Raw genomic sequence first — 24,606 nt, 5'->3', positions numbered from 1 at the left:
CGCAATCTGAATGGCAACCTTGCGAATGCGTCTAGCCATTCATGGGGCCGCTTCGCGACCCAGCGGGAGCAAGCTCCCTCGCCACAGGGTTTATCCCGGATTTCAATCCTGTTGTTTTTCCATTGACGAGATCATTGCTATGGAACATCAATCCCTGACCCAACCGGTTGGCGCCGCTGATTTGCGCCCGCCGCGCGGTGTTTCGCCGACCGCCCGGGCGTGGATTTTCCTCACGCCGTCGATGCTGTTTCTCGGTGTGCTGATCGCCGCCAGCCTGCTGGTGCTGCGCATGAGTGTCGGCACTAAAGGCGCGGAGTGGAGCGGGTTCAGCCTCGCCAGCTACGCGCAATTGCTCGAACCCTACTATCTGAAATCCCTGCTGCTGACCCTGCGTCTGGCGCTGATCAGTGCAGTGATCGCGGTGCTGCTGGCGATCCCGGTGGCGTACACCATGTCGCGGCTGACCTCGCCGTTCGTGCGGCGGATTTTCCTCGCCGCGGTGCTGTTGCCGCTGCTGGTCAACCTGCTGCTGCAAAGCTACGGCTGGCTGGTGATTCTCGGCCCGGGCGGGATGCTCAACCAGACGCTGATGGGCCTGGGCCTGATCAAACGCCCGATCATGCTGCTGTACAACCAGAACGGCGTGCTGATGGGCCTGGTGCAGACCGCGTTCCCATTGGCCGTGCTGCCGATTGCCAGCGCCATGCGCGGTGTTGCGCGTACCTACGAAGAAGCCGCCGCGACGTTGGGCGCCAGCCGTTTTCAGGTGTTCCGTCAGGTGGTGTTGCCGATGAGTCTGCCGGGGATCATCACCGGGGCGACGCTGGTGTTCGCCTACAACGCCAGCAGTTTTGTCGTGCCGTTGCTACTCGGTGGCCGCCGTGTGCCGATGCTCGCGGTGATGGTGCATGACCAGATCGCGCCGCTGATGAACTGGCCCGCGGCATCGGCGGCCGGGGTGGTGCTGATCGTCACCACGCTGGCGATCATGACCCTGTCCGAATACATCACCGGCCGTCGTCGGCGTCTGCTGGAGGCATCGCAATGAGTACTTTGATCAAGAAGCGCATGGCGCTGCTGCCCGGCGACACCGGCAAGTTCGCCGGGATCCTTTCCGGGTCCATTTTGCTGCTGGCGGTGTTGCCGATCCTGACCATGATCGTGATGTCGTTCAGCGGTGCGTCGAACCTCGACTTCCCGCCGAGCAGCTACAGCCTGCAGTGGTACAAGGCGGCCTGGCACACCTTCGTTTCGCCGGACGCCAGCGACGTGCTGAGCCTCGGCCAGGCCATGGCCACCAGCCTGTTGGTGTCGTGCCTGACGATGGTTTTTGCCACGCTGATCGCGGTGCCCGCCGCCTATGCGCTGACCCGCTGCGAGTTCCGCGGCAAAGCCGTGGCGCTGCAACTGATGTCGCTGCCGCTGGTGTTTCCGATGGTGGTGTTGGGTCTGGCGTTGCTGTTGGTGTTCGACAGCCTGCCGTTTCACTTGACCACTTCGCGCCTGGTGATTGCCCACGTGATTCTGGCACTGCCATTCGTGGTGAAAAACTGCACCGCCGCGATGCTCTCCATCGGCAGCGAAGTCGAGGAGGCGGCGCGGATGCTCGGCGCTTCACCGCTGCGGGCGATTGTCGATGTGGTGGTGCCGTTGATGAAGTCGGGGATTCTGGCGGGGATGCTGCTGGCGTTCATCGTCTCGTTCAACGAATTCACCGTGACCTATTTCCTCTACACCATCGACGTCATGACCGTGCCGATCTGGATGTACAGCCGCACCGTGTCATCGCTCGACCCTACCGTGTTCTCGTTTGCCGTGCTGATCGTGCTGATCGACTTCGTCCTGATCTGGGCGCTGGAGAAGCTGGTGGGCGAGGGCGGCGTTTCCTTTTGATTTGAGGTGCAACATGACTGGTCTGATTCTGGAAAACGTCGAGAAATTCTACGGCTCGGCTTGCGCGGTACAGGACGTCAATCTGCATTTGCCGGAAGGCAAACTGGTGTGTTTTCTCGGCCCCTCGGGCTGCGGAAAAACCACCTTGCTGCGGATGATCGCCGGGCTGGAAACCCTCACCGGCGGCGAGATTCGCCTGGATGGCGAGAACATCGGCCACACCTCCGCGCACCTGCGCAACTTCGGCATGGTGTTCCAGTCGCTGGCGCTGTTCCCGCACATGACTGTCGGCGAGAACATCGCCTATCCGCTGAAACTGCGCGGCGTGAGCAAGGCCGAGCAGCAGGCGCGGGTGGTGGAGTTGCTGGAGCTGATTCAGCTGCAAGCGATGATCGACCGGCCGGTGGCGAAACTCTCCGGCGGGCAACGGCAGCGGGTGGCGATTGCCCGGGCCATCGCCTCGCGGCCGAAAATTCTCCTGCTCGACGAACCGTTGTCGGCGCTGGACGCCAAGCTGCGCGAGTCGATGCAGGTGGAAATCCGCCAGTTGCAGCAGCGCTTGAACATCACCACGATCATGGTCACCCACGACCAGCGCGAAGCCATGACCATGGCCGACATCGTCGTGGTGCTGGGCGAGCACAAGGTGCAGCAGGTGGGCACGCCGATCGAAATCTATCGGCACCCGGCCAACGAGTTCGTCGCCGATTTCATCGGTTCGGGCAACATTTTTCCGGCCACGGCGCTGGGCGACGGCAAGGTCAGCCTGCCGGGCGGTGACGCGCTGCAAGTGCCGATCTGCAGCAGCATCGAGGCGGGGCAGAAGGTGAAGATGCTGATTCGTCCGGAAGACCTGCAACTGTCCGCACCGCAGGCGACGGCGGGCAATCGCTTGCTCGGCAAGGTGACGTTCGTGCGCGATATCGGCGCGACCATCGAGACCACGGTGGAGTGTTCCGGGGTGACGTTCACGGCGTTGAGCACGCCGTGTCAGGGGATCGGTTTGGGGATCGGGCATCCGGTGTCTGTGACGTTGCCGAGTGAGGCGTGTCGGGTATTGGGGGCTTGATCAGGATTTGATGTTGCCCTCGCTGGCCTCTTCGCGAGCAGGCTCGCTCCCACATTTGCAAATGCGTTCCTCTGTGGGAGCGAGCCTGCTCGCGAAAGCACCAGATGCAGCAACGCCAAGTCCGGATCAGACCGACTGCCGCAACCGCGCCAGATCCCTTAACGGCGGCGCACCAAACAAGCGGCTGTACTCGCGGCTGAACTGCGACGGGCTTTCGTAACCCACTCGATAGCCCGCCGCCGACGCTTCCAGCCCTTCGGCCAGCATCAGGCGCCGCGCCTCTTGCAGGCGCAATTGCTTCTGATACTGCAGCGGACTCATCGCGGTCATCGCCTTGAAGCGGTGATGCAGGGTCGAGACGCTGAGGTTCACTTCTTTCGCCAGATCATCGATGCGCAGCGGCTGTTCGAAGTTGCCGTTGAGCCATTTGATCGCCTGGCTGATGCGATGGCTCTGGCTGTTGGCAATCGCGATTTCATACAAACGGTGACCCTGCGGACTGCGCAGCAGGCGATAGAGAATCTCCCGGCGAATCAGCGGCGCGAGCATGGCAATGTCTTTCGGCGCGTCCAGCAGTCGCGCCAGACGCAGCACCGCGTCGAGCATCGCGCTGTCGATCTTTTCCACATACAGGCCGCGCCCGGTCGGTCGGGTCGGCACGCCCATGGGGCCGGCGTCGGCGATCAGTGCGGTGATTTCCGCCGGGTCGATGTCCAGGCGCACGGCGAGGATCGGCTCCTCCGGCGAGACATTCACCACCCGCCCACTGAGCGGCATCGAGACCGAGACCACCAGGTAATTCAGCGGGTCGTAATTGAAGAACTCATCCGCCAGGCGCACCTCTTTGCGGCCCTGAGCCATGATGCACAGCGCCGGTTGCGCCAGCACCGGGGCGAAGTCATGGGATATTGTGTGGCGCGACATGAACAGCGAGCCGATGGCGGTCTGATAACTGCCGTCGTCCGTGGTGTTGCGGCGGATGATCGCCGCGAGTTCTGCGCGCTGTTTTTCCATGTCGGCATCGGGCGGAGACTGGAAACGATCGAATGACGTCATGCACGGCATCCTCGGCAAGGAATCTGGAATGGGGCAGAGCCTATATTTGTGCAAGCGCCAGCGGTAGACACATCCTGTCAAATGCTTGCCTGATTCTGCATGGGCTGCTTTTGCGTGCCGGCCATCAGCCCGCGACCGCCACCTTACCCCTTGGGTCGAATCCCCCTGTAGGAGCTGCCGAAGGCTGCGATCTTTTGATTTTAAAAACAAAAGTCAAAAGATCGCAGCCTTCGGCAGCTCCTACACAAAAGCGTTGTGACAGCGGTGTGACAGGTTTCTACCCATCGATGCCGGGCATTTGTGCAGTCTCGCAGGATTGTGCAACGCAGCGACAGGAATCGACTAACGGTACCTTGCGCGCGGCCCTTAATCTTGGATCCTGTCGCAGCCCGTCCCCCGGCTGCCACGCGACTCCCTGGGAGGGTTGAACATGTCCAAGCAGATTCCCGTCAGTCATATGGCCTTCGTTCGAGCGCGCGCCGGACGCTCCGCCGAACTGGGTGTACGCCTCAGTGCATTGATCGAACCGTCACGCAACGCCCCCGGTTGCCTGAACTTTGCCCTGCAGCATTCGCAATGCGATCCGGAGCTGTGGCTGGTTTCCGGTTTCTGGAGCCATCAACAGGCGATGACCGCGTATTTCAACAGCCCGTCGATGCAGATCTTTGCCGAACTGGTCCAGGACCTGGTGGTCAACAGCCTGGATTTCCACACCTTCAAAGAGGTGTCGGCGGCGCAGGCGCTCGGACAATGCCCGGCACCGATACACAAACTCGCCGGTTGAGGGTTTAATGTCCGGCTTATTGGTCTGAGCCAGGATGTGTGCCATGGCACGTAAAGAGTTTGAACACTTCGAAGCAGTCTCCGCAGTTGTCCCCGTCGAGCTGGGCGGCAACAAGGGTTATCACGCGGCAATCGCGGTCAAGGCCCTGGTCGATGGCGGTGCGCCACGCTTTCACAAATTGCTGGGTGATCAGGTATTCCCCGGCGCCATCGCTGCCGATGAGGCTGCCATCAATGAGCTGGACCGCCTCAAGGGCGTCACCGATGACGCCGAGCTGATCTGGTAACCGCGCTTACTTGCCCGCCCCCGGGCGCCACATCTTGAACAGGGCTTCAGGCCCCAACTGGAAATAATCCGCCGGCCCGCCGCCGCGCAGAATCGGTTCTGCCGCGGCGGTGTCGTAGATCCCGTCCTTCAACAGCCACTTGGCGATATGCACGGCGACCACTTCGCCGAGAATCAGCCAGCTCGGCACGGTTTCGCCATCGGCGCGCTGCAACTGAATGATCTGCGCGACCTTGCACTCGAAGGACACCGGGCTTTCGGCTACCCGTGGCACCGCAATCACCTTCGACGCCGCCGGCGTCAGCCCCGCCAGTTCAAACTCGTTGACCTCAGGCGCGACCATCGCGCAGCTCTGGTTCATCTGCTCGGCCAGCGGCCGGGTGGCGAGGTTCCAGGCGAACTCGCCGGTCTGCTCGATGTTGTTCAGGCTGTCTTTGCGCCCGACGCTGGAAAAACCAATGATCGGCGGAATGTAGTTGAACGCGTTGAAGAAACTGTAAGGCGCAAGATTCAGCTGGCCGTCGGCATCCTGCGAAGAAATCCAGCCGATAGGGCGCGGGCCGACGATGGCGTTGAACGGATCGTGGGGCAGGCCGTGGCCGTTGGCGGGTTCGTAGTAGTGGATGTCATCGGACATGATGAATGAATTCCTGAGGCTGCGTTTGGATGCAGCCATAGTGCAAGGACGCCCCGCATATTTCCAGCCAGACGCTGATCCCCTGTAGGAGCTGCCGAAGGCTGCGATCTTTTGATCTTGCTCTTAAAAACAAAATCAAAAGATCGCAGCCTTCGGCAGCTCCTACAGGGGATTTTGGTGGATTTGAGAATTGTGCGGCTTCAGAAATGACTAAGCCCGGCCTAAGCCGGGCTGTGGAAGGACTGCTGATATTCAGCTGATGGCTGCGGCAGTACCGGTCTTGTCGAAACCATCGGCGGCCACGGTTTTGCCGATGTTGGTTTTATCGAAACCGTCAGCGGCGTAAGTGCCCGAATGGCTGGTTTCGATGGCAGCGGTGCCGCCGGAGATGAAGTCGGCCGATTTGGTTCTGTCCGAGCCATCGGCAGCGAAGGTATTGGCGGCCAGTACGGAGAGGGTCAGGGCGAGGATCAGTTTGGTTTTCATGTTCGTGACTCCGGATGGGTTGGCGGTGTGTCTTGCTTGGGTTTAATGCTACGCCAACTAAATTGATTAAAAAGCGCAAAATAATGCTAAAAACAATCGATTAAATTGATATTAAGGGCGGCGCATTGAATGGGCTGCCACTGTCGGGAGCGAACGCCGCGCAGGTCATCGATCAGGTATTGGCAGGATGCCGGGGCAGCATTAATGGGGGATTAATCGCTGTTTTTCGCGATATGACGGATTTTTCATCTGTTGCCGACCGCTTTTTCACCGGCGCAACGCCAGTCTGCCCACGGCCAGAAAACCAAGAACCGGCCGTCCCACACTGGAGCTTTGCTTGCGATGGACAAACTGCCTCAAATCACCCTGGCGTTCTGGGTCATGAAAATCTGCGCGACGACCCTGGGGGAAACCGCGGGGGATTTGCTGTCGATGACCCTCAACGTTGGTTACGCCCTCAGCTCGCTGATCCTGATCAGCGTGTTCGTGCTGACCCTGATCAGCCAATTGATGGCCAAGACCTACAAGCCGCTGCTGTACTGGATCGTGATTCTGTCCACCAGCACCGCCGGCACTACCATGTCCGACTTCATGGACCGCACCCTCGGGCTCGGCTATGCCACCGGGTCGATGATCCTGATTGCGATTCTGCTGGCGATCTTCGCGGCCTGGCGCCTGAGCGGCGATTCGCTGAACGTCAGCAAGGTGCAGACCTTCCGTGGCGAGATGTTCTACTGGATGGCGATTCTGTTTTCCAACACCCTGGGCACGGCGCTCGGCGACTATCTGGCCGATGATTCGGGCCTGGGGTTTGCCGGTGGCGCGCTGCTGATCGGCTCGACCATTGCCGTGGTCGTGGCACTCAAATACTTCACGAAGATTTCGTCGGTGCTGTTGTTCTGGGTGGCGTTTGTGCTGACCCGGCCGTTCGGTGCGACCCTGGGCGACCTGATGACCAAGTCCCATGAAAAGGGTGGCCTGGATTTCGGCACCATCGGCTCGTCGGCAGTGCTGGCGGGGATTCTGCTGGTGATGATTGTCGGCGCGTCGTATGCGCAGAAGCGTTATGGCAAGCCGCCGGTGGCCGAGTTGACTTGATACCGAGTCGCGGCATTCGCGAGCAGGCTCGCTCCCACAAGGGATTTGTGTCGATCACAGATCCAATGTGGGAGCGAGCCTGCTCGCGAAGGGGCCATCACAATCACCGTTGCAGTGGCTGTGAAAACCCGATCAGTCAGTCACGATCCGCGAGTGTTTCTGCGTGTCTTTCATGGTGATGTACACCAGCAGCGACACCGCGATGCACGCGGTCACGTACCAGTAGTAACCGGTTTCCATGCCGATGCTCTTGAACCACAGCGCGATGTATTCGGCGGTGCCGCCGAAGATCGACACGGTCAGTGCGTACGGCAGGCCGACGCCCAGCGCGCGGATTTCGGTCGGGAACAACTCGGCCTTCACCACGGCGTTGATCGAGGTGTAGCCGCTGACAATGATCAGTGCCGCCATGATCAGGAAGAACGCGCCCCACCAGGTCTGGATGGTGTGCAGGGTCATCAGGATCGGCACGGTGAAGATCGTACCGAGCACGCCGAAGGCGATCAGGATCGGACGACGACCGATTTTATCGGACAGACCACCAATGATCGGTTGCAGGCACATGAACAGGAACAGCGTGGCGGCAGAAATGGTGGTCGAGTCGGAGATGCTCATACCGACAGTGTTCACCAGGTATTTCTGCATGTAGGTGGTGTAGGTGTAGAACGCCAGCGTACCGCCCATGGTCAGACCGACCACGGTCAGGAGTTCTTTCGGGTGGCGCATCAAGGTGCGCATCGCGCTTTCCTTGGACTTCTCTTTCTTGGTGAACGATTCGGTTTCTTCCATGCCGCGACGCAGGTACAACGCGACGATCGCGCACAGTGCGCCGATGGCGAACGGAATACGCCAGCCCCACGCGTACAGCTGTTCGGTGGTCAGCATGTTCTGCAGCACGATCAGCACGCCCAGCGCGATGAGCTGGCCGGAGATCAAGGTCACGTACTGGAAGCTGGAGAAGAAGCCGCGACGTTCCCTGGTCGCCATCTCCGACAGGTAGGTGGCCGAGGTGCCGTACTCGCCGCCGACCGACAGGCCTTGCAGCAAGCGGGCGAAGACCAACAGGATCGGCGCGCCGATGCCGATGGTTTCGTAGTTCGGGCTGAGGGCGATCAGCAAGGAGCCGAAGCACATCAGGTAGACCGAGGCCATCAGGGCTTTCTTGCGACCGACCTTGTCGGCGTAGAGACCCATCAGCCAGCCACCGATCGGGCGCATCAGGAAGCCCACGGCGAAGATCGCGGCGGTGTTCATCAGTTGTGCGGTGGTGGAGCCGGCGGGGAAGAAGGTCTTGGCGAAGTACAGCGAGAAAGCGGCGTAGACGTACCAGTCGTACCACTCGACCATGTTGCCGACCGAGCCGCTGAAGATCGATTTGATCCGGCTGGCGGTGGTTCTTTCTTTGGTGGGCGCGGCAGCCGACCCAAGGGGCAGGGCGTTGGAGTTATCCATTGAAGGATCCTTCGTTTAATTGTTTTTGTGGAGCGCGTAGAAACGCAGCCTGCCTGGGCTATAGCAGGAGCTGTGCCAACGGGGAGAGGGGCGGTTTAGAGGGGGTGGCAGGATTTTATGAGCGGAAATCCGCTTATTGCCTGATTTGATTGAGCGGAAAATCGCTCATTAGAGTGGATATTTGCTGCGGCTCAACGGGCCCCTTCGCGAGCAGGCTCGCTCCCACAGAGGAAGACGCGGTGAGCAAAAATCCCATGTGGGAGCGAGCCTGCTCGCGAAGGGGCCACTAGCGACAATCAATAAATCAGCTGCCCGGAACAAACATCTCCCGACTCAACCCATGCCGCTGCAGCTTTTCATTGAAGGTCCGCCGCGGTAGCTGCAACTCCTCCAGCACCGCTTTCACATCGCCCTTGTGCCGGGTCAGCGCCGCGCGCAGGCACTGCGCCTCAAAGGCTTCCTGCTGCGCCGCGAGGGACTGGCCCGGATCGATGCCTTGCACCGGCTCATCCAGCCCCAGCACCTGCCGCTCGGCAACGTTTGCCAGTTCGCGCACGTTGCCCGGCCAGTCATGGCTGAGCAGATGACTCAATTGCGCGCCGCTCAACGGCGGGAACGTGCGGCCGAGGCGCTGGGCAGCGCTGAAGGCGAACGATTCGAACAGCAGCGGAATGTCTTCGCGGCGATCGCGCAGCGGCGGCAGGCGCAGCTCGGCGACGTTCAGGCGATACGCCAGGTCTTCGCGAAAACGTCCGGCCCGGGCCTCATCCAGCAGATCAGGCTTGGTCGCGGCGACGATCCGCAGATCCACGCGAATGCTCTGGTTCGAGCCGAGGCGCTCCAGCTTCTGCTCCTGCAACACCCGCAGCAATTTCACTTGCTGAGCCAGCGGCATGCTTTCGATTTCATCGAGGAACAACGTGCCGCCATCGGCATATTCCAGTTTGCCGATGCGCTTGCCGGACGCGCCGGTGAACGCGCCACTTTCATGGCCGAACAACTCGGCTTCGAACAACTGCTCGGGGATCGCCGCACAGTTCAGCGCCACGAAAGGCTTGTCCGCGCGCGGGCCGAAATCATGCAGGCAGCGCGCGATCAGTTCCTTGCCGCTGCCGGTTTCGCCACGGATCAACACGTTGACCGGCAGCGCCGCCAGATCCAGCACCTGTCGACGCAAAGTCTGCATGCCACGGGACACGCCGAGCAGCGTCGCATCGAGTCTGGCGCGGTGGTCGGCCTGCTCGTGCAGTGCACGGTTCTCCAGAACCAGGCGACGCTTGTCGAGTGCCCGGCGCAGGCTGTCGAGCAGGGTTTGCGGGCTGAACGGTTTTTCCAGAAAATCGTAGGCACCGTCCCGCATGGCTTCGACCGCCATCGGCACATCGCCGTGACCGGTCAGCAGAATCACCGGCAAATCGGCGTCACGTTTCTGCACTTCGGCCAGCAACTGCAGACCACTGAGCCCGGGCATGCGCACATCGCTGAGAATCACCCCGGGAAAGTGCGCCTGCAGTGCCGCCAGACAATCTTCGGCGCGGCTGAACAGCTGCACCTCGAACCCCGACAGGCTCAGCCATTGCTCGACGGCGCTGCGAATGCCGCTTTCGTCATCGACCACCATCACTGAGTTGAGCATCAGATGTGTGCCTCCAGATCGATCGGCAGGGTCAGGCTGAACACTGCGCCGGCCTCGCCATTTTCAACACTCAGACGCCCGCCGGATTCATGCACGATGGCGAACGATACTGCCAGCCCCAGACCGAGGCCGTCACCCACCGGTTTGGTGGTGAAGAACGGGTCGAACACCTGGTTCAAGTGCTGTTCGGCAATCCCGCCGCCATTGTCGATCACGCTCAGGCGCCACAGCTGTTCATCGGTCTCAAGGCGAATTTCCAGGCGTTTGCACGGTTTGCCCTGCATCGCATCGAGGGCGTTGCGCAACAGATTGATCAGCACCTGTTCGAGGCGAATCGCATCGCCTCGCACCCAGGCCGGACGCGTCAGGTGCAGCACCAGGCTGACCTGTTCGTCGCGCAGGCGCGCATCGAGCAGTTGCAGCGACTGATCGACCACGGTCGCCAGATCCAGCCGTTCGCGCAAGCCGCTGGGGCTTTTGCGGGCGAAGGTTTTCAAGTGGCCGGTGAGCGAGGCCATGCGCGTGAGCATGTCGTCCACCGGTTTGAGCGCCTTGTACGCATCGTCGACGCGGCCATGCTCAAGTAGCAGGCGCAGCGTTGCGAGCTGCATGCGTTGCGCGGTCAACGGTTGATTGATTTCGTGGGCCAGTGCGGCGGACATCTGCCCCAGCGCCGCGAGCTTGGCCGATTGCACCAGACCGTCCTGGGCGGTGCGCAGATCACGGGTGCGTTCTTCGACCAGTTGTTCGAGTTCTTCGCGGTTGCGCTGGCGGATTTTCGACAGGCGCCAGCGCTGATTGAGGAACAACAGCAAAAACACCAACGCCAGCCACACACCCGCAGCGGCCAGCCCGGCGTTGCGCAAGTCTTCGAACGCCACTTGCGGACGCCGCAACAGGTGCAGGGTCCAGCCTTCGGTGGTCAGCGGCAGCGATTCCCACAAGTAATCCGCCGTTCCGTCCGGGCCTTCGACCCGGCGCAGGTCGCTGTTGTCGTCGAAGTGACGCAGCGACAAATGCGTCAGCGGGATCAGCGATTGTTTGTCGTACTGGCGCGTGCGCTTGATCTCGGCCATATCGCGGCTATCGAGCGGTCGCAACGAGCGATAGCGCCAGCCGGGCTGGTTGGCGATGAAGATGATCCCGCGCGCATCGCTGACCAGCAGCGTATCGCTGCCCTGGCTCCATTCGCGCTCAAGCTCGGGGAACTCGAGCTTGACCACCATCGCGCCGAGGAACTCGGCATTGTCACCGAGCACCGCGCTGGACAGAAAATAACCGGGGATGCCGCTGGTCACGCCCACCGCATAAAAGCGTCCGCTGCCCTGAGTGCGGGTCTGACTGAAGTACGGACGAAAACCGTAGTTGTGACCGACGTAACTGCTCGGCAGGCGCCAGTTGCTGGCGGCCACCGCGAGGCCGCTGTGATCGAGCAGTTCGAGGGTCGAGGACTGCGCCGCGCCGTTGATCTGCTCCAGCTTCAGATTCAGCGCGTTCTGTTGTTCGGCACCCACCGGCCCGGCCAGCGCCCCGCGCAATTGCGGGTCCAGCGCCAGCACGGCGGGCAGGGCGCGGTAGCGGTCGATCAGGGTGTGCAGCGAGTTGGCGTACAGCGCCAACTGCTGGCTGGCGCGAGTGGCGTCTTCCTCCAGCGCCTGACGTTCAGCGTGGCGGATGGCAAGGGTCGCAGCGAGGGCCGCACCGGCAATGATCAGCAGGGTGTACAACGACAAACGCAGGGTACGGGAAGTCGGCAGCATGCTGGATGCAAACAGTCAGAAAGTCGGGCCGAGACCATAGCATGGCCCCGGCCCGAAAGGATAAGCGCGGCTAAGCGTTAGCTCATTCTACATAGCCGTCGCGGGTTTACGTCTACGCGGTATACGAGAAGCATCACCTCGCTGAAAATCGGTGTTCAGAGAGAAAACAGAAGGCGCTGAGTTCCTGCGCGACAATTGGCTGGCCTTGGGTGGTCGCATTCGGGTAATTTTCTCGAGCATGTCCATGCTTCGCCAACTTATCCCGGTCAATGCCTCGGACTCCAGTACCTGGTCACGCAACGCATCCAGTGCCTTGTGAGAAACGCGCTCTTGCAATCGCACTTCCGCAATCAATTCGTCGGTCTTGTCGAGCCATTTTCCTGCTTGAGCGTTTTTCGCCGCCTTGTCTTTGGTGCCCCTCAACTCATCGACATAGCCGCCCACTATCGGCCCCAGTATCATGCCGCCAATCATCGCAGTAGTCGTGACGCCGAGCGTGGTCATGTTGAACGTCCGGTTGATTTGCTGAGTAACATCGGGGGGCGGCAGCGAGCCGTCTCCACCCGGATTCCATGTCCCCGGTGGGGACCAGCCTGGATTGAACAGCGTGGCGCCTAGTGTGAATTGAGCAGCAGCTGTCAAAACTGTTGCAACGACGACTGCGTTGGCAGGCGACGATGTACTGACGGGTAGCAGGGCCAGCCCCACCCTGGAGTTGACGGCTGTCAGTACGGTCGCCTTGCCCCACTGGCGCCATGTTTGCTCGGGTTTTGGGGGAAGGTGGCCAGGTGGATTATCTTGAGGGTTATCCACCCATGCCGGCACAGCGGGTGCTTGTGCCGTTGTGCTTTGCGTTGACGATCTGCGAGTGGGGCCGGGAGAAGGCATATTGATTGCAGTTTGTGCGGGCGCGGCCATCGCACCTTGCCGGTCGACAAAGTTGATCGGGTTGTTACCGCTCATGCAGTACAGATTCAACCCATCCACCACGCCATGCCTGTCCGGCTGCGTCCAGCGCCCCAGCCACGGAGCGTAATACCGTTCGCCATAGTAATAGAACCCGCTGCGATCCAGCTCTTTGCCGTTGTAGCGGATGGTTTTGTAGTCGACCTCGACATCTGAAGGCGTTGTGAACGAGGCAGTCGCGCCAAACGGGAAGAATCGTTCGTGGCTGATCAACTGTGCTGTCTGATCAAGTTCGATATGGCACGAACTCAGGTGATCGTTCAGACCGTAGCGCAGTTGCGTGCTGCCGATATTCGAAGGATCGCTTTCCCAGTACAGGCAACGAACAGTGCCTGCGCCGGTCGTGACGGTGATGGTATGCAGTTCTTCACCATTTTCCTTACAGGATATCTCCAGGCCCGGCAGGTAGCGCACTTCGTGAAAGTGGCTGATTTTTGTACCGAAGCGGTCGTGACGTTTATAGATCCTCATGCCCTGGCTATACAGGTAGTGTTCGGCGTCGTCCGGGGCGTCGGGACGGGAGACCATCACCACTGACTGCAATTGATCGCGGTTATTCCATAGCAGCGGTTGCCCAGGCAGTCTTTCCATCAGGTTGCCGTGCGGATCGAACAGGCGGGAGAGGTCCGGGAGCGGATCCCCCGGCTCATGCCATACGCCGCGATTGCTGTGCAGGTCGATGAACATCTGCTGGGTACGGCTCGCACCCTCGCGCACCTGAATGATTTTGATCAGATTGCCGCCATGATCATATTCGTAGGTCTGTCGGTATTGGCGCAGGTCTCTGGGGTCGGTGGGGTGCGGCCAGGTCGGGCCTTGCGGGTGTGCTGCGGCACTGCAACCGGTGGCACTAATCAGTTGGTAGAGGGAGTCGTAATTGAACGTACGGGTGCCGTCGGAGCGTTGATTGGCAAAAAAGACCGGCTTGAAGGCTGCATCGACGATTCGGGTGATCAGTCCCACAGGATCGTAGGTGTATTCGAAGTCCTGAATGGGAGGCTCACTGTCTTTTTGTGCCCATTGCCTGAACAGGCGAGCATTGGCCGGATCGTACTGCCAGTGCTCGCTCACGCCGTTGCCATACCTTTGCAGGACAAGCTGTCCGGCGGCGTTGTATTGAGCGTCGAGCAGCACTTCCCACGACTGAACTCCACCCTTCAACGTCAGATGTGTGGCTTTGAGTTGACCGGCCAGATCGTAGCGCATCTGCTGTCGATGCTGACCTGCATCCGTCTGCTCCACCAAAAGGCCCTGCGGGTTATAGGTGCGTTGACTGGTAAAGGTTTTCTCGTCGAAAAAGATACGTTTTTCACTAACGGCTTGACCGACGAGGTTATAGCTTTGCACTTGCAAAGAACCTGAAGAATCATCTTGTCTCAGCGCTCGCCCGCGCAGGTTGTATCCGGCATCGGCCGACGCATCAGCGTAAGTGAACGTTTCATCGTCTGCCGGGCTGCTGGAATTCTTGATGGTCAGTGGGCGCAATTGGTGGTCATACGTCATGAGCCAGGTTGCATTTCGACCATCCCAGCGTTGCAGTGTCTGTCCTGCCAGCCCTGGCAGGCTCAGGCGGGTGCCAGCGTCAACGTTTTGGGTCTTCAGAGGCTGTCCCGTCAGCGTGTAGACAGTCATAAGACTGGGGATGGGCAGACGTGGATCCCATTGGGCGGTATTACTTCCGGCCAAATCATGTTCCAGACGAGTCACCAGTGTCACCGGTGGAGCTTCGGCATCGCTGCGCCAATAGGCGATCCGACGCACCGCGAGTCCACGACTGTCGGTCGCTTCCAGCAAAGGGGTACGCCGGTGGATATTCAATGTAGAGGTACCTCTATGGCGGTGTCGTTGGGATCCTCACTGGCGCGATACCAAGGATGATAGGTCTCGCGGGAAAAATAGCCCTTGGCATTGATCAACTTGACCACACGCCCGAGCGGGTCATAGAACAGTTGATCGAAGTAACCATACCGTCGCAGGGATTGATCATTGACATAGCCATGGGCGTCGGCAAAAAACGGCCGGAACTGGCGCACCGCCAGCCCTTTGTTGTTGTACTCGACCCGCGCGCTGACCCGCCAGCGCGACTCGGCATATTCCTCGCGCAGCTGTCCGCGATCGACGATCAGCGTTCCATCGGCAGCGACCGCATAGGCGATTCCGGGCTCGACCCGTTGCAGGGTTTGCAACGCGCGGCCAAAGCCGTCCACGTAGCTGAGGATGATCTGCACTTGTGCCGCCACCTGATCATTGGGGTAACGGTCGGCACTGAGCTCCACGCTGTGCGCCGGAGTGCGTGCTACCGTACTGATGAGTTCGCGCAGTGCCTGTTCGGCGGGAGTCGGCGACGTCAATTGCGCCAGCCGTCGGCGCGCGCTGGCGCGAATGTGCAGGCTCGGCAACACATCGCCGCTGGCCAGCCATTGTTCAAGCAACTGCGGCGTTGCGTTGACCGCCGCAGGCAATTGTCCCATCCAGCTGAACAAATCCTTGCGCAAGGTGCTGGCAGCTTGTTGCACGGCCGCTTGCGGGTCGGCGATGGCCGCGTCCGGGCGTGGATCTGCCGGGCGAACGTATTCGCTGAGTGGGCGGAAGCCGGCGGCAATGCCATTTTCGGTGCCGTGGAAACTGGTCGCCAACGGTTGGCCCGAGGGTTCGTAAAGCGCTTCCTGTATGTTCTCGTTGGCATCGATGATGCGCACCGGCTGCAGGGCGTGGTAATCGTATTCGCAGCGGGTGATGCAGCCATCCGGCAGTTCGACGCTGATGACCAGCAGGCGATACTCGTCGTACTGCGCCTTGGTCCAGCCGTGGCTAAGGGTTTCGCGGTATTCAAGTATCCGGAAGAAATCCTTGGCAGCGGCGTACTTCGCGTAGTTGTAATGCGCGGACCAGAGGCTTTCTGCGTCCGCGTTTACCGCTGTGTCTTCGAACAGCAGCGGCATCAGTGTGTAACCGATTTTCGCCAGCTCCTGCCGGATATCGAACGGAGGCGGTAAAACGTCGTAGGCGGCAAGGGCCGTCCGGTCAAAGTGCGTCAATTCCGTCGGCGCGTTCAGCGCTTCGAAGTCGGCTGAGCCGTCGGGCAACAAGCTGCCATCTATCGTTTTGTAATAGCGCTGCACGGTTTGCCCGGTCAGCACCCGGAGAGCGTTCCACTCGGGCGAGCGAACATGCTCTTTGAGTAAATCCCATGTCACCTTTTGTGGATTGAGGCCCGATGGCAGATCACCTTTGGGCAGTACCAGCGCATTGCTGCGCTGCTGCCAGGGCAGGCCCACGCGCCATTGTTGATGGTTCTTGTCCAGATCGATCGAGCGCGCGCACGTTTCGTCTAAATAATACGAATGCTGCGCGGGGTCATGCGCGTCCCGCCACCACTGTTGCTCGTCGGGGTCGCTGAAGGGCGGGGGATCGCCGGGCAGGCGCCGTCGCGCATAGCTGATCGTCAGGCTGTGAGTGGCGTGGCCGTATTTGCTGCTGTTGATCAAGACTTCATGGCGGCATAACGGGTCGTCAATGAAACCATCGTATTGATAGCTGAGCTTTTCCAGGATCTGTACCAGCAGCACGCCTGCCGGCTCAGGCAGATCGGCGGGCCGGACATCACGCACCAGGTAACGAAATTCTTGTACGGCGTAGAGCCGCGCATTGGCTGGCTCGTCAGTGCCGGTCCAGGTTTCGATACGGGCGACGGCACCGACCAGCGCGCGTGCGATTTTATAGCGTATGTCGCCGTTGACTGGCGTTACCGGTTCATCGCATTCATCACTGGGGTGATAGCGGCTGAAGACTGTTGGGCGCAAGTCAACGGCATCACTGTCACCGTCGAAGTAGCCGTTTCTTGGCCGATCCATCGCCTGCCCGGTCAGGTTCCAGGTACAGACGCGCACCGGTGCTGTGAATCCAAGTTCGTCATCGCCCGTCGCACGTTCGCTGTCGGTCTGTTCCCGGTAGCCGAAGCCACGAAACTCACGCTCGATGCTGTCGTAGACGCCTTCGCGATAGAGGCATGATTGCGTCAGGCAATTACCGGTAATTTCATCCAGCTGGCGTTGCCGGCTGACGACTTGAACCGCAAACGGTAGATGGCACACCGGCGTTTCCTCGGGATGCTCGGTAAGCCGTTGCTGTTTTTCATCCAGCCATTCCTGTGCAGAGCTGCGATAGACCACCTGCGTGGCGCAGCCCATGTTGTTGTTGGTAGCGGTCAGCAAGTAAGGCTTGGCCGCGACAAAGTCGTAGCGCCAGTGCTCGGGGGACATGTGCGGCACTGTCAGGATCAGGCTGGCACAACCCAGGCCTTGCAGGTCGGCGAAATTGACCTGACACAGGCGGTCGTAGCTCACGCCTTCCGGCCACGGCACGAAGACTGGCGTTTGTTCCAGGCCATAGCCTCCGCGATTGAGGTAGATCTCGAACCCGGCAGTTTTCAGATAAAACAAGGCCGGCGCACCAGAGCCGTCGATATCGGCGATCCGCACTTGCGCGACGTCGAATTCGTCATACAGGAAGGGCAGGGCACTGATGACCCGACCTTTGCCGAATTTGCCATGCCCCAGATTGGGCCAGCATTTGATTTCGTCGTGCCTGATCCGGCACAGCTCGCTCATGTCACTGCCGAGCATGTTGCCCAGAAACACCAGCTCTGTGGCGGCGTTGCCGAACAGCGGCAAATTGTCCTCATCGTGTTCGCGAAGCACGTCTTTGGCGCTGGAAAAACCCTGTTCCCGTTGGTTGGCATACAAGCGCACCGCACGCGGACCGATCATTGCCAGCGAGTTGAGGCCATCACCTTCCAGGTCACCCAGTTGCGCAAGGGTGTGAAAAAACTCCAGCGGCATGCGGCAAAGTTCGACGAACGGAGACCAGCTGCGGTCGGCATTCAACGTGCGATACCCGCTGATGCCCGGTTGGGCAAAAATCCAGTCCAGCCGCCCGTTGCCGATCAGGTCGAGCAAGATCTGCCGGGCGGCGGCGTCGCGCCTGGCCATCGGGATCTGTTCCAGTTCAGTCCAGGTCGCATAGGTGATGGCGTTTGGTCCAGACTTTCCACGCAGCGGTTCGCGGTAATACCAGCACTGATTGTCGCGGCGGAGAAAACCCGGTACACCTTCGCCGTAAAGATCGACGCACTGATAAAACTGCCCATCCTCGAGGCCCGGCATGGTGTCTTCGGCGAACATCCGTGACGGGGTTTTATTGATCTCGAAGGGCGAGTAATCAAACTCCATCGGCGGTGTCGTCTCCAGCGCGCCGCTGGCATCGAAGGCCTGATAATGCGCGGCGATGATCCGGTTGTAAGTCCACGGATCAGAGGGCGATGGGTACTCGAGCAGCAGGCGCCGCACCAGCAGCGGCTCCTCTGCGGCAGGTCGCGAGAAGTTGTGGAACATCAGGATTTGCCGGCACAGACGCCGTGTGCCCAGCTCGAAACCCTGACCGAAGGTGGAGAACGGATCCTGGCGTTTATCCCAGACTGCCAGGCTGACGCCACCGTACACCGGAGCCTCTGTCAGTGAACAGGTGCGCTCGCCGTAATCGAACAGCAGATGGAAATGCCAATCCAGTTCGGCCGGATCATCCGCGGTCCAGCTATACAAATGTTGGCTGGCAGTGACGTTGCCATAGAACACTGCGCGCAAGTAGCGCTGGGCGCGGTAATCGTCAGTCGGGTCGGGGTCCTGATCATCGGCCAGGTAGGCGAAGCAGATGTGCTCGCCGTGCGGGTTCATACTCTCGCACAGCAGCCAGCTGCCGACGCGCAGTGGATCGTCCGGATCGGCGCGGCGCGACGCGCGGGTCTTGCCGTATACCTGCAAGGCGCCGTCCGCGCCGTGGATCAGCCAGAATGGCGGCCCCTCAGGTTTACCGTCCGCAGTGACGGGCTGCCAGCGTTCGCGCAGGGTAAAATCGCTCTCTACCCGTGGCCAGAAGCGCACCACGTGATGAGCGCCGACGGAAATTGCGTTGTAGCTGTCTTCGGGACGCGACTTCGCTGTGCCATCACTGTTCAGTTCGGGATGCCACACTTCACCGTCATCACCGATGATTTCATCGAGATCGCTATACCGCGGCACGCCTTTTTGGGTACGACGGCTGATCTGTCCAATACCCAGGCTCCAGCCGATGCCAAACGGCCCGTTGCCGGCCTGACTGCTGTAAGTCAGCGCCAGTTGCGGATCCCAGCCACGACCGGTGGACAGAGGCACTGGCAATTCAAAAGACGCCGCGCCAGTGGCGCCGACCGCTCCCCAGCTTTTGCCGATCGTGGTGATCGACGCGCTGCTGGCGATGGACGGGGTGATGATGCTCAGCTCTTGATCGGCCATGGTCGAATCCATTGCACACGCGAAGCACGTGCGTGGACAGACGCTACCAACAAGTGGAGATTTCGTAACCTGTCAGATCTGACAGGTGCCAAAGAACCATTAATGTGCAGGGTGCCCCGCACGGACAGGCGGGCACAAAAAAGGCCGGCCCGTCGTTTGACGGGCCGGCCTTTTTTACAGCTGCGAAACGCTTACTGCACTTCTACCGCCAAGCTTTCGGCAATCTTCTGTTGCCAGATCGCCGGGCCGGTGATGTGTACCGACTCACCGTTGCTGTCCACCGCGACGGTGACCGGCATGTCCTTGACCTCGAACTCGTAGATCGCTTCCATGCCCAGCTCGGCGAAGGCCAGCACCTTGGACTTCTTGATGGCCTGGGCCACCAGGTAAGCGGCGCCGCCCACGGCCATCAGATACACGGCTTTGTTGTCCTTGATCGCTTCGATCGCGGTCGGGCCACGCTCGGATTTGCCGATCATGCCCAACAGACCGGTCTGCTCAAGGATCTGGCGGGTGAATTTGTCCATCCGCGTCGCGGTGGTCGGGCCAGCCGGACCCACCACTTCGTCACCGACCGGATCAACCGGGCCGACGTAGTAGATGAAGCGACCTTTCAGGTCCACCGGCAGGGTTTCACCCTTGTTCAGCATCTCGACCATGCGCTTGTGCGCCGCGTCGCGACCAGTGAGCATCTTGCCGTTGAGCAGGACGGTTTCGCCCGGCTTCCAGCTCTGCACTTCTTCCGGGGTCAGGGTGTCGAGGTTGACGCGACGGGCCGACGGGCCGGCCTCCCAGACGATTTCCGGGTAAGCGTCCAGCGATGGCGCTTCCAGCGAGGCCGGGCCAGTGCCGTCGAGCACGAAGTGCGCGTGACGGGTGGCGGCGCAGTTCGGGATCATGCACACCGGCAGGGAAGCGGCGTGGGTCGGGTAGTCCATGATCTTCACGTCGAGCACGGTGGTCAGGCCACCGAGGCCCTGGGCGCCGATGCCCAGCTGGTTGACCTTCTCGAACAGCTCCAGACGGATCTCTTCGATGCGGTTCTGCGGGCCACGGGCTTTCAGTTCGTGAATGTCGATGGATTCCATCAACACTTCCTTGGCCATCACCGCAGCTTTCTCGGCGGTGCCGCCGATGCCGATGCCGAGCATGCCCGGTGGGCACCAGCCGGCGCCCATGGTCGGAACGGTCTTGAGCACCCAGTCAACGATCGAGTCGGACGGGTTGAGCATGGCCATTTTCGACTTGTTCTCGGAACCGCCGCCCTTGGCCGCCACGTCCACTTCCACGGTGTTGCCCGGGACGATGGAGTAGTGGATGACCGCCGGAGTGTTGTCCTTGGTGTTTTTGCGAGCGCCCGCCGGGTCGGCGAGGATCGAGGCACGCAGGACGTTTTCCGGCAGGTTGTAGGCGCGGCGCACGCCTTCGTTGATCATGTCGTCCAGGCTCATGGTCGCGCCATCCCAACGTACGTCCATGCCCACCCGCACGAACACGGTGACGATGCCGGTGTCCTGGCAGATCGGCCGGTGGCCGGTGGCGCACATGCGCGAGTTGATCAGGATCTGCGCGATCGAATCACGGGCCGCTGGCGATTCTTCGCGCAGGTAGGCTTCGTGCATCGCCTGGATGAAATCCACGGGGTGGTAATAGGAAATGAACTGCAGGGCGTCGGCAACGCTCTGAATCAGGTCGTCTTGCTTGATCACGGTCATGAGTCGCGCTCCTCTAAAAGACGGGAACATTCAATAAGGTGCCTGCGGCTTGGGTGCATCGGTCGGTCGCAAGCACCTTTCAAGGCACGCCGGGGCTGCTGGCGCGACGCTAAAAAGGCGCGGCAGTATACCGCGCCTCTTCGGGGCATACACGCGCCGGCAGTCATTCGTTGGTCGCATGGTCGGCGCACAATCTCTGTAGGAGCTGCCGAAGGCTGCGATCTTTTGACTTTTTCTTTTGAAAGCAAGATCAAAAGATCGCAGCCTTCGGCAGCTCCTACAGGGCAATGTACAAGGGTTTTTGACGTCAATTATCAGGCCCGAAAATCGGTGGTCATTTATCGACCGCCCCTCTAAAGTGGCATCCGGTCTGTAGAGTAGGACACTCGGTCAGCCTCCTATCGCACGGTGAGTCAACGATTGACCCATAACGCTATTCAACGTCTTTTGCTCAAACGCTTTGCACTCGCTGCAGCCACCTATGGATTGGCTTTGCTGCTGCTGTGGCTGGCGTTTTTCACCGGGCATTACCCGCAATCATTGAACAGCGTGGCCATCGGCAGCGCGCTGGTGGTCATCTGTCAGGCGACGTTGTTTACGCTGTTCTGGTCCGGGCGCAACCAGCGCTTTTCCGACCCCAGCCTGACCGAAGCGCAAGTGCTGCTCGGGCTCGGCTGGCAGACCTGGCTGATCGCCCATCTGGATGAAGCACGCGGCGCGTTTCTGGTGTTCTACGTGCTGATCCTGCTGTTCGGGCTGTTCCATTTAACCCGGCGCGCGTTCATTCGTTGCGCGCTGCTGGTGTTCTTCAGTTTCTGTGCGATCACCCTTTGGGACGGCTTCCACTTCCGTTTGCCGGATCCGGCATTGGCGGCGTTGCAGGTGTGCATCCTGGCGATGGTCCTGGCCTGGCTGGTGATTTACGCACGCTTTGTCCAGGTTTCACGCCAGCGCATGCGCCAGCGCCGGTTTGCCTTGCAGGCGCATCAGGACACTCTGCGCGGGATGATGCGCCAGCTCGAAGATCTGGTGGCCACCGATGAGTTGACCGGACTGTTCAATCGCCGGCATTTTCTGCGCCTGGCCTCACGGGAACTGGCGGAGATGGAACCGAGCGTGGTGCATGGTCTGGCGCTGATCGACCTCGATCACTTCAAACGCATCAACGACCTGCACGGCCATGCCGCCGGCGATCAGGTGTTGCAGGCGTTCGCCGGCGTGGCGGGGGCCTGCCTGCGTGACGGCGACGTGCTGGCGCGTTACGGTGGTGAAGAATTCGTAGTGTTGCTGCCCGACTGCGATGCCGAACGCCTGACCGCCTGTTGTGAACGTCTGCGCATCGCGTTCACCGACGTCGAGCTGGTAGGCCTGAACGTGCGTAACCTCAGCCTGTCGGCAGGCATGACCTTGCTGGAACTGGGCGATGATCTTGACGATGCCTTGCAGCGTGCCGATCAGGCGCTTTACCGGGCCAAGCGCGACGGGCGCAATCGCTGTGCGGCGGCCTGGGAGAATGTGGATGCCTGAACTTCGCGTTGGTGACCGGCAATGGTCGGTGACGGCCGGCAGCAATTTGCTGGATGCTCTGAATCAGCACGGCGTCGCGGTGCCTTACAGCTGCCGCGCCGGCAGTTGCCATGCCTGTCTGGTGCAGTGCGTGAACGGCTTGCCCGCCGACAGTCGCCCGGATGCCCTGAGCGCCGAACAGCGCCAGCAAGGCTGGCGGCTGGCCTGTCAGTGTCAGGTCACGGAAGATCTGCAGGTGCACACTTTCGATCCGGTCACCGATGGGCGCCCGGCGCTGGTCGAGGCGCTGGACTGGCTCAGTGACAGCGTCCTGCGTTTGCGCCTGACCCCGCAACGCCCGCTGCGCTACGCCGCCGGGCAGCATCTGGTGCTGTGGATCAATCAGATTGCCAGACCCTATTCGCTGGCAAGCCTGCCGCAGGAAGAGCGCTTTCTCGAATTCCACCTCGACTGCCGCCAGCCTGGCGAATTCAGCGATGCGGCGCGACGCCTGCAGATCGGCGACCCGATCCGCCTCGGCGAGCTGCGCGGCGGCGCGCTGCATTACGATCCGGACTGGCACTCGCGCCCGCTGTGGCTGCTGGCGGCTGGCACCGGGCTGGGGCCATTGTTCGGCGTGCTGCGCGAAGCCTTGCGTCAGGATCATCAGGGCGCCATCCGCGTCATTCACTTGGCCCATGACGCGCGCGAGCACTATCTGGCCAAACCCCTGGCGGCGCTTGCCGCGCAGCGCGAAAACCTCAGTGTCGAACTATGGACGACGGCCGACTCAGCCGCCGCTTTGGCGCAACTGCGCCTTGTTTCCCGGCAAACCCTGGCCTTAGTCTGCGGCTCGACTGCCAGCGTCGATGCGTTTGCCAAGCGTCTGTACCTGGCCGGATTGCCGCGCAATCAACTGCTGGCCGATGTGTTTCTGGCCCGCAGTTAAGCGCAGATCCTTCATCGGTTGAGGGCGCTTCTGTGGCGAGGGAGCTTGCTCCCGCTAGGCCGCGCAGCGGCCTCAAAAGCCTGTGAGCGCTGCGCACTCAAGCGGGACGGTGCGGCGATCCGACAAGCTCCCTCGCCACAGATTAACCTTGTAACCAGCCATGTTGAGACACGCCATGACCGAAGCCATCCTGCTGGAACGCGAACGCGGTTTGCTCACCCTGCGCCTCAATCGACCGGACAAGAAAAACGCCCTGACCCGCGCGATGTACAGTCGCCTTGCCGAGGCCTTGAAGCAGGCCGACAACGATCCTGACACCAACGCCGTGCTGATCACCGGCGGCGCCGAGTGTTTCACCGCCGGCAACGACATCGCCGACTTCATCCAGCAACCGCCGAGCGATCTCGACAGCCCGGTGTTCCACTTCATGCTCAATCTGCTCAAGTGCCGCAAACCGGTGATCGCCGCCGTGGCTGGCGCGGCGGTGGGCATCGGTACCACGTTGTTGCTGCATTGCGATCTGGTCTACGTCAGCCGCGATGCTCGGTTGCGCATGCCGTTCGTCAATCTGGGGCTGTGCCCGGAGTTTGGCTCCAGCCTGATCCTCCCGCGTTTGCTCGGGCATGCGAAAGCGGCAGAACTGTTGCTGCTCGGCGAAGGATTCAGCGGTGAACAGGCGGCGCAATGGGGCATTGCCTCCGAGGCGCTGGGCAGCGGCGAAGCGGTGCTGAACAAGGCGCGGGAGATGGCGTTGCGTTTCGATGAACTGCCAGCCGAAGCGGTGCGTATCAGCAAGCAATTGATGCGAGCGCCGGATCGCGAGTTGATCCGTAAAGTGATCGAGGAGGAGGGCGCGCTGTTCACCCAGCGTTTGCGCTCGCCGGAGGCGTTGGCGGCGTTGACCGGATTCATCAAACGGCATTGAGATTTTCGCTGACTGTGCCGGCCCCTTCGCGAGCAGGCTCGCTCCCACATTGGAATGCGT

The 24,606-nt window shown here is 60.9% G+C and carries 18 protein-coding genes; 9 read left to right on the top strand and 9 right to left on the bottom strand.

The window, feature by feature from the left end:
• Window positions 1–139 precede the first annotated feature (139 nt).
• From LOY52_RS20925 to LOY52_RS20915, 3 genes are read left to right on the top strand one after another with little or no spacing between them, the layout of a single operon-like run.
• On the top strand, window positions 140–1,048 hold the full coding sequence (locus LOY52_RS20925) for an ABC transporter permease (RefSeq protein ID WP_258675832.1): 909 nt from the start codon (window positions 140–142) through the stop codon (window positions 1,046–1,048).
• A complete protein-coding gene (locus tag LOY52_RS20920) occupies window positions 1,045–1,893 on the top strand; it encodes an ABC transporter permease (RefSeq protein WP_258675831.1) in 849 nt (282 codons plus the stop codon). The genes LOY52_RS20925 and LOY52_RS20920 overlap by 4 nt, the downstream gene beginning before the upstream one ends.
• A 13-nt stretch (window positions 1,894–1,906) precedes the next feature.
• Window positions 1,907–2,962: an ABC transporter ATP-binding protein gene (locus LOY52_RS20915; protein WP_258675830.1), complete on the top strand. Its 1,056-nt coding sequence runs from the start codon at window positions 1,907–1,909 to the stop codon at window positions 2,960–2,962.
• A 126-nt stretch (window positions 2,963–3,088) separates the two neighbouring features.
• On the opposite strand, the gene LOY52_RS20910 is transcribed toward LOY52_RS20915, so the two are convergent.
• Window positions 3,089–4,018 (bottom strand): AraC family transcriptional regulator, encoded by a 930-nt coding sequence (locus LOY52_RS20910; RefSeq protein ID WP_258675829.1) that lies wholly within the window; start codon window positions 4,016–4,018, stop codon window positions 3,089–3,091.
• Window positions 4,019–4,448: 430 nt separating this feature from the next.
• Between LOY52_RS20910 and LOY52_RS20905 the strand changes: the two genes are divergently transcribed.
• Together LOY52_RS20905 and LOY52_RS20900 are read left to right on the top strand one after the other, a co-directional pair.
• On the top strand, window positions 4,449–4,802 hold the full coding sequence (locus tag LOY52_RS20905) for an antibiotic biosynthesis monooxygenase family protein (RefSeq protein WP_027612495.1): 354 nt from the start codon (window positions 4,449–4,451) through the stop codon (window positions 4,800–4,802).
• A 43-nt stretch (window positions 4,803–4,845) separates the two neighbouring features.
• Window positions 4,846–5,088, top strand: a complete 243-nt coding sequence (locus LOY52_RS20900) for a hypothetical protein (RefSeq protein ID WP_007965872.1) — start codon at window positions 4,846–4,848, stop codon at window positions 5,086–5,088.
• 6 nt (window positions 5,089–5,094) lie between these two features.
• Here the strand turns inward: LOY52_RS20900 and LOY52_RS20895 are convergent, their stop codons facing one another.
• Together LOY52_RS20895 and LOY52_RS20890 are read right to left on the bottom strand one after the other, a co-directional pair.
• Window positions 5,095–5,724 (bottom strand): flavin reductase family protein, encoded by a 630-nt coding sequence (locus LOY52_RS20895; protein WP_258675828.1) that lies wholly within the window; start codon window positions 5,722–5,724, stop codon window positions 5,095–5,097.
• Between the two features lie 252 nt (window positions 5,725–5,976).
• Window positions 5,977–6,210: a hypothetical protein gene (locus LOY52_RS20890; protein ID WP_258675826.1), complete on the bottom strand. Its 234-nt coding sequence runs from the start codon at window positions 6,208–6,210 to the stop codon at window positions 5,977–5,979.
• Between the two features lie 342 nt (window positions 6,211–6,552).
• On the opposite strand from LOY52_RS20890, the gene LOY52_RS20885 reads away from it, so the two are divergent.
• Window positions 6,553–7,308: a hypothetical protein gene (locus LOY52_RS20885; RefSeq protein WP_258675825.1), complete on the top strand. Its 756-nt coding sequence runs from the start codon at window positions 6,553–6,555 to the stop codon at window positions 7,306–7,308.
• Window positions 7,309–7,440: 132 nt separating this feature from the next.
• On the opposite strand, the gene LOY52_RS20880 is transcribed toward LOY52_RS20885, so the two are convergent.
• The 6 genes from LOY52_RS20880 to LOY52_RS20855 form a co-directional block, all read right to left on the bottom strand.
• On the bottom strand, window positions 7,441–8,760 hold the full coding sequence (locus tag LOY52_RS20880) for an MFS transporter (protein ID WP_258675824.1): 1,320 nt from the start codon (window positions 8,758–8,760) through the stop codon (window positions 7,441–7,443).
• Between the two features lie 304 nt (window positions 8,761–9,064).
• The gene (locus LOY52_RS20875; protein WP_258675823.1) at window positions 9,065–10,396 is read right to left on the bottom strand and encodes a sigma-54 dependent transcriptional regulator; all 1,332 of its coding nucleotides are present in this window, start codon (window positions 10,394–10,396) and stop codon (window positions 9,065–9,067) included.
• Entirely contained in the window at window positions 10,396–12,156 is a 1,761-nt protein-coding gene (locus tag LOY52_RS20870) for an ATP-binding protein (RefSeq protein WP_258675822.1), read from the bottom strand. Before LOY52_RS20870 ends, LOY52_RS20875 begins: the two co-directional genes overlap by 1 nt.
• A gap of 87 nt (window positions 12,157–12,243) precedes the next feature.
• The gene (locus LOY52_RS20865; protein WP_258675821.1) at window positions 12,244–14,916 is read right to left on the bottom strand and encodes an RHS repeat domain-containing protein; all 2,673 of its coding nucleotides are present in this window, start codon (window positions 14,914–14,916) and stop codon (window positions 12,244–12,246) included.
• 20 nt (window positions 14,917–14,936) lie between these two features.
• Window positions 14,937–19,451 carry a SpvB/TcaC N-terminal domain-containing protein gene (locus LOY52_RS20860; RefSeq protein ID WP_258675820.1) on the bottom strand — a complete coding sequence of 1,505 codons (4,515 nt, stop codon included), beginning with the start codon at window positions 19,449–19,451 and terminating at the stop codon, window positions 14,937–14,939.
• A 191-nt stretch (window positions 19,452–19,642) separates the two neighbouring features.
• Window positions 19,643–21,166 carry a fumarate hydratase gene (locus LOY52_RS20855; RefSeq protein WP_003227616.1) on the bottom strand — a complete coding sequence of 508 codons (1,524 nt, stop codon included), beginning with the start codon at window positions 21,164–21,166 and terminating at the stop codon, window positions 19,643–19,645.
• A 420-nt stretch (window positions 21,167–21,586) separates the two neighbouring features.
• On the opposite strand from LOY52_RS20855, the gene LOY52_RS20850 reads away from it, so the two are divergent.
• From LOY52_RS20850 to LOY52_RS20840, 3 genes are all read left to right on the top strand, one after another.
• Window positions 21,587–22,693, top strand: a complete 1,107-nt coding sequence (locus tag LOY52_RS20850; protein ID WP_258675817.1) for a GGDEF domain-containing protein — start codon at window positions 21,587–21,589, stop codon at window positions 22,691–22,693.
• Window positions 22,686–23,621 carry an iron-sulfur-binding ferredoxin reductase gene (locus LOY52_RS20845; protein WP_258675816.1) on the top strand — a complete coding sequence of 312 codons (936 nt, stop codon included), beginning with the start codon at window positions 22,686–22,688 and terminating at the stop codon, window positions 23,619–23,621. Before LOY52_RS20850 ends, LOY52_RS20845 begins: the two co-directional genes overlap by 8 nt.
• 175 nt (window positions 23,622–23,796) lie before the next feature.
• The gene (locus LOY52_RS20840; protein ID WP_258675815.1) at window positions 23,797–24,546 is read left to right on the top strand and encodes an enoyl-CoA hydratase-related protein; all 750 of its coding nucleotides are present in this window, start codon (window positions 23,797–23,799) and stop codon (window positions 24,544–24,546) included.
• Window positions 24,547–24,606: the final 60 nt, after the last annotated feature.

The sequence above is a fragment of the Pseudomonas sp. B21-051 genome (assembly GCF_024748795.1).
Taxonomy (GTDB): domain Bacteria; phylum Pseudomonadota; class Gammaproteobacteria; order Pseudomonadales; family Pseudomonadaceae; genus Aquipseudomonas; species Aquipseudomonas putida_A.
The sequence above is the reverse complement of the archived record's forward strand: the minus strand, read 5'-3'. Positions and strand labels throughout refer to the sequence as shown.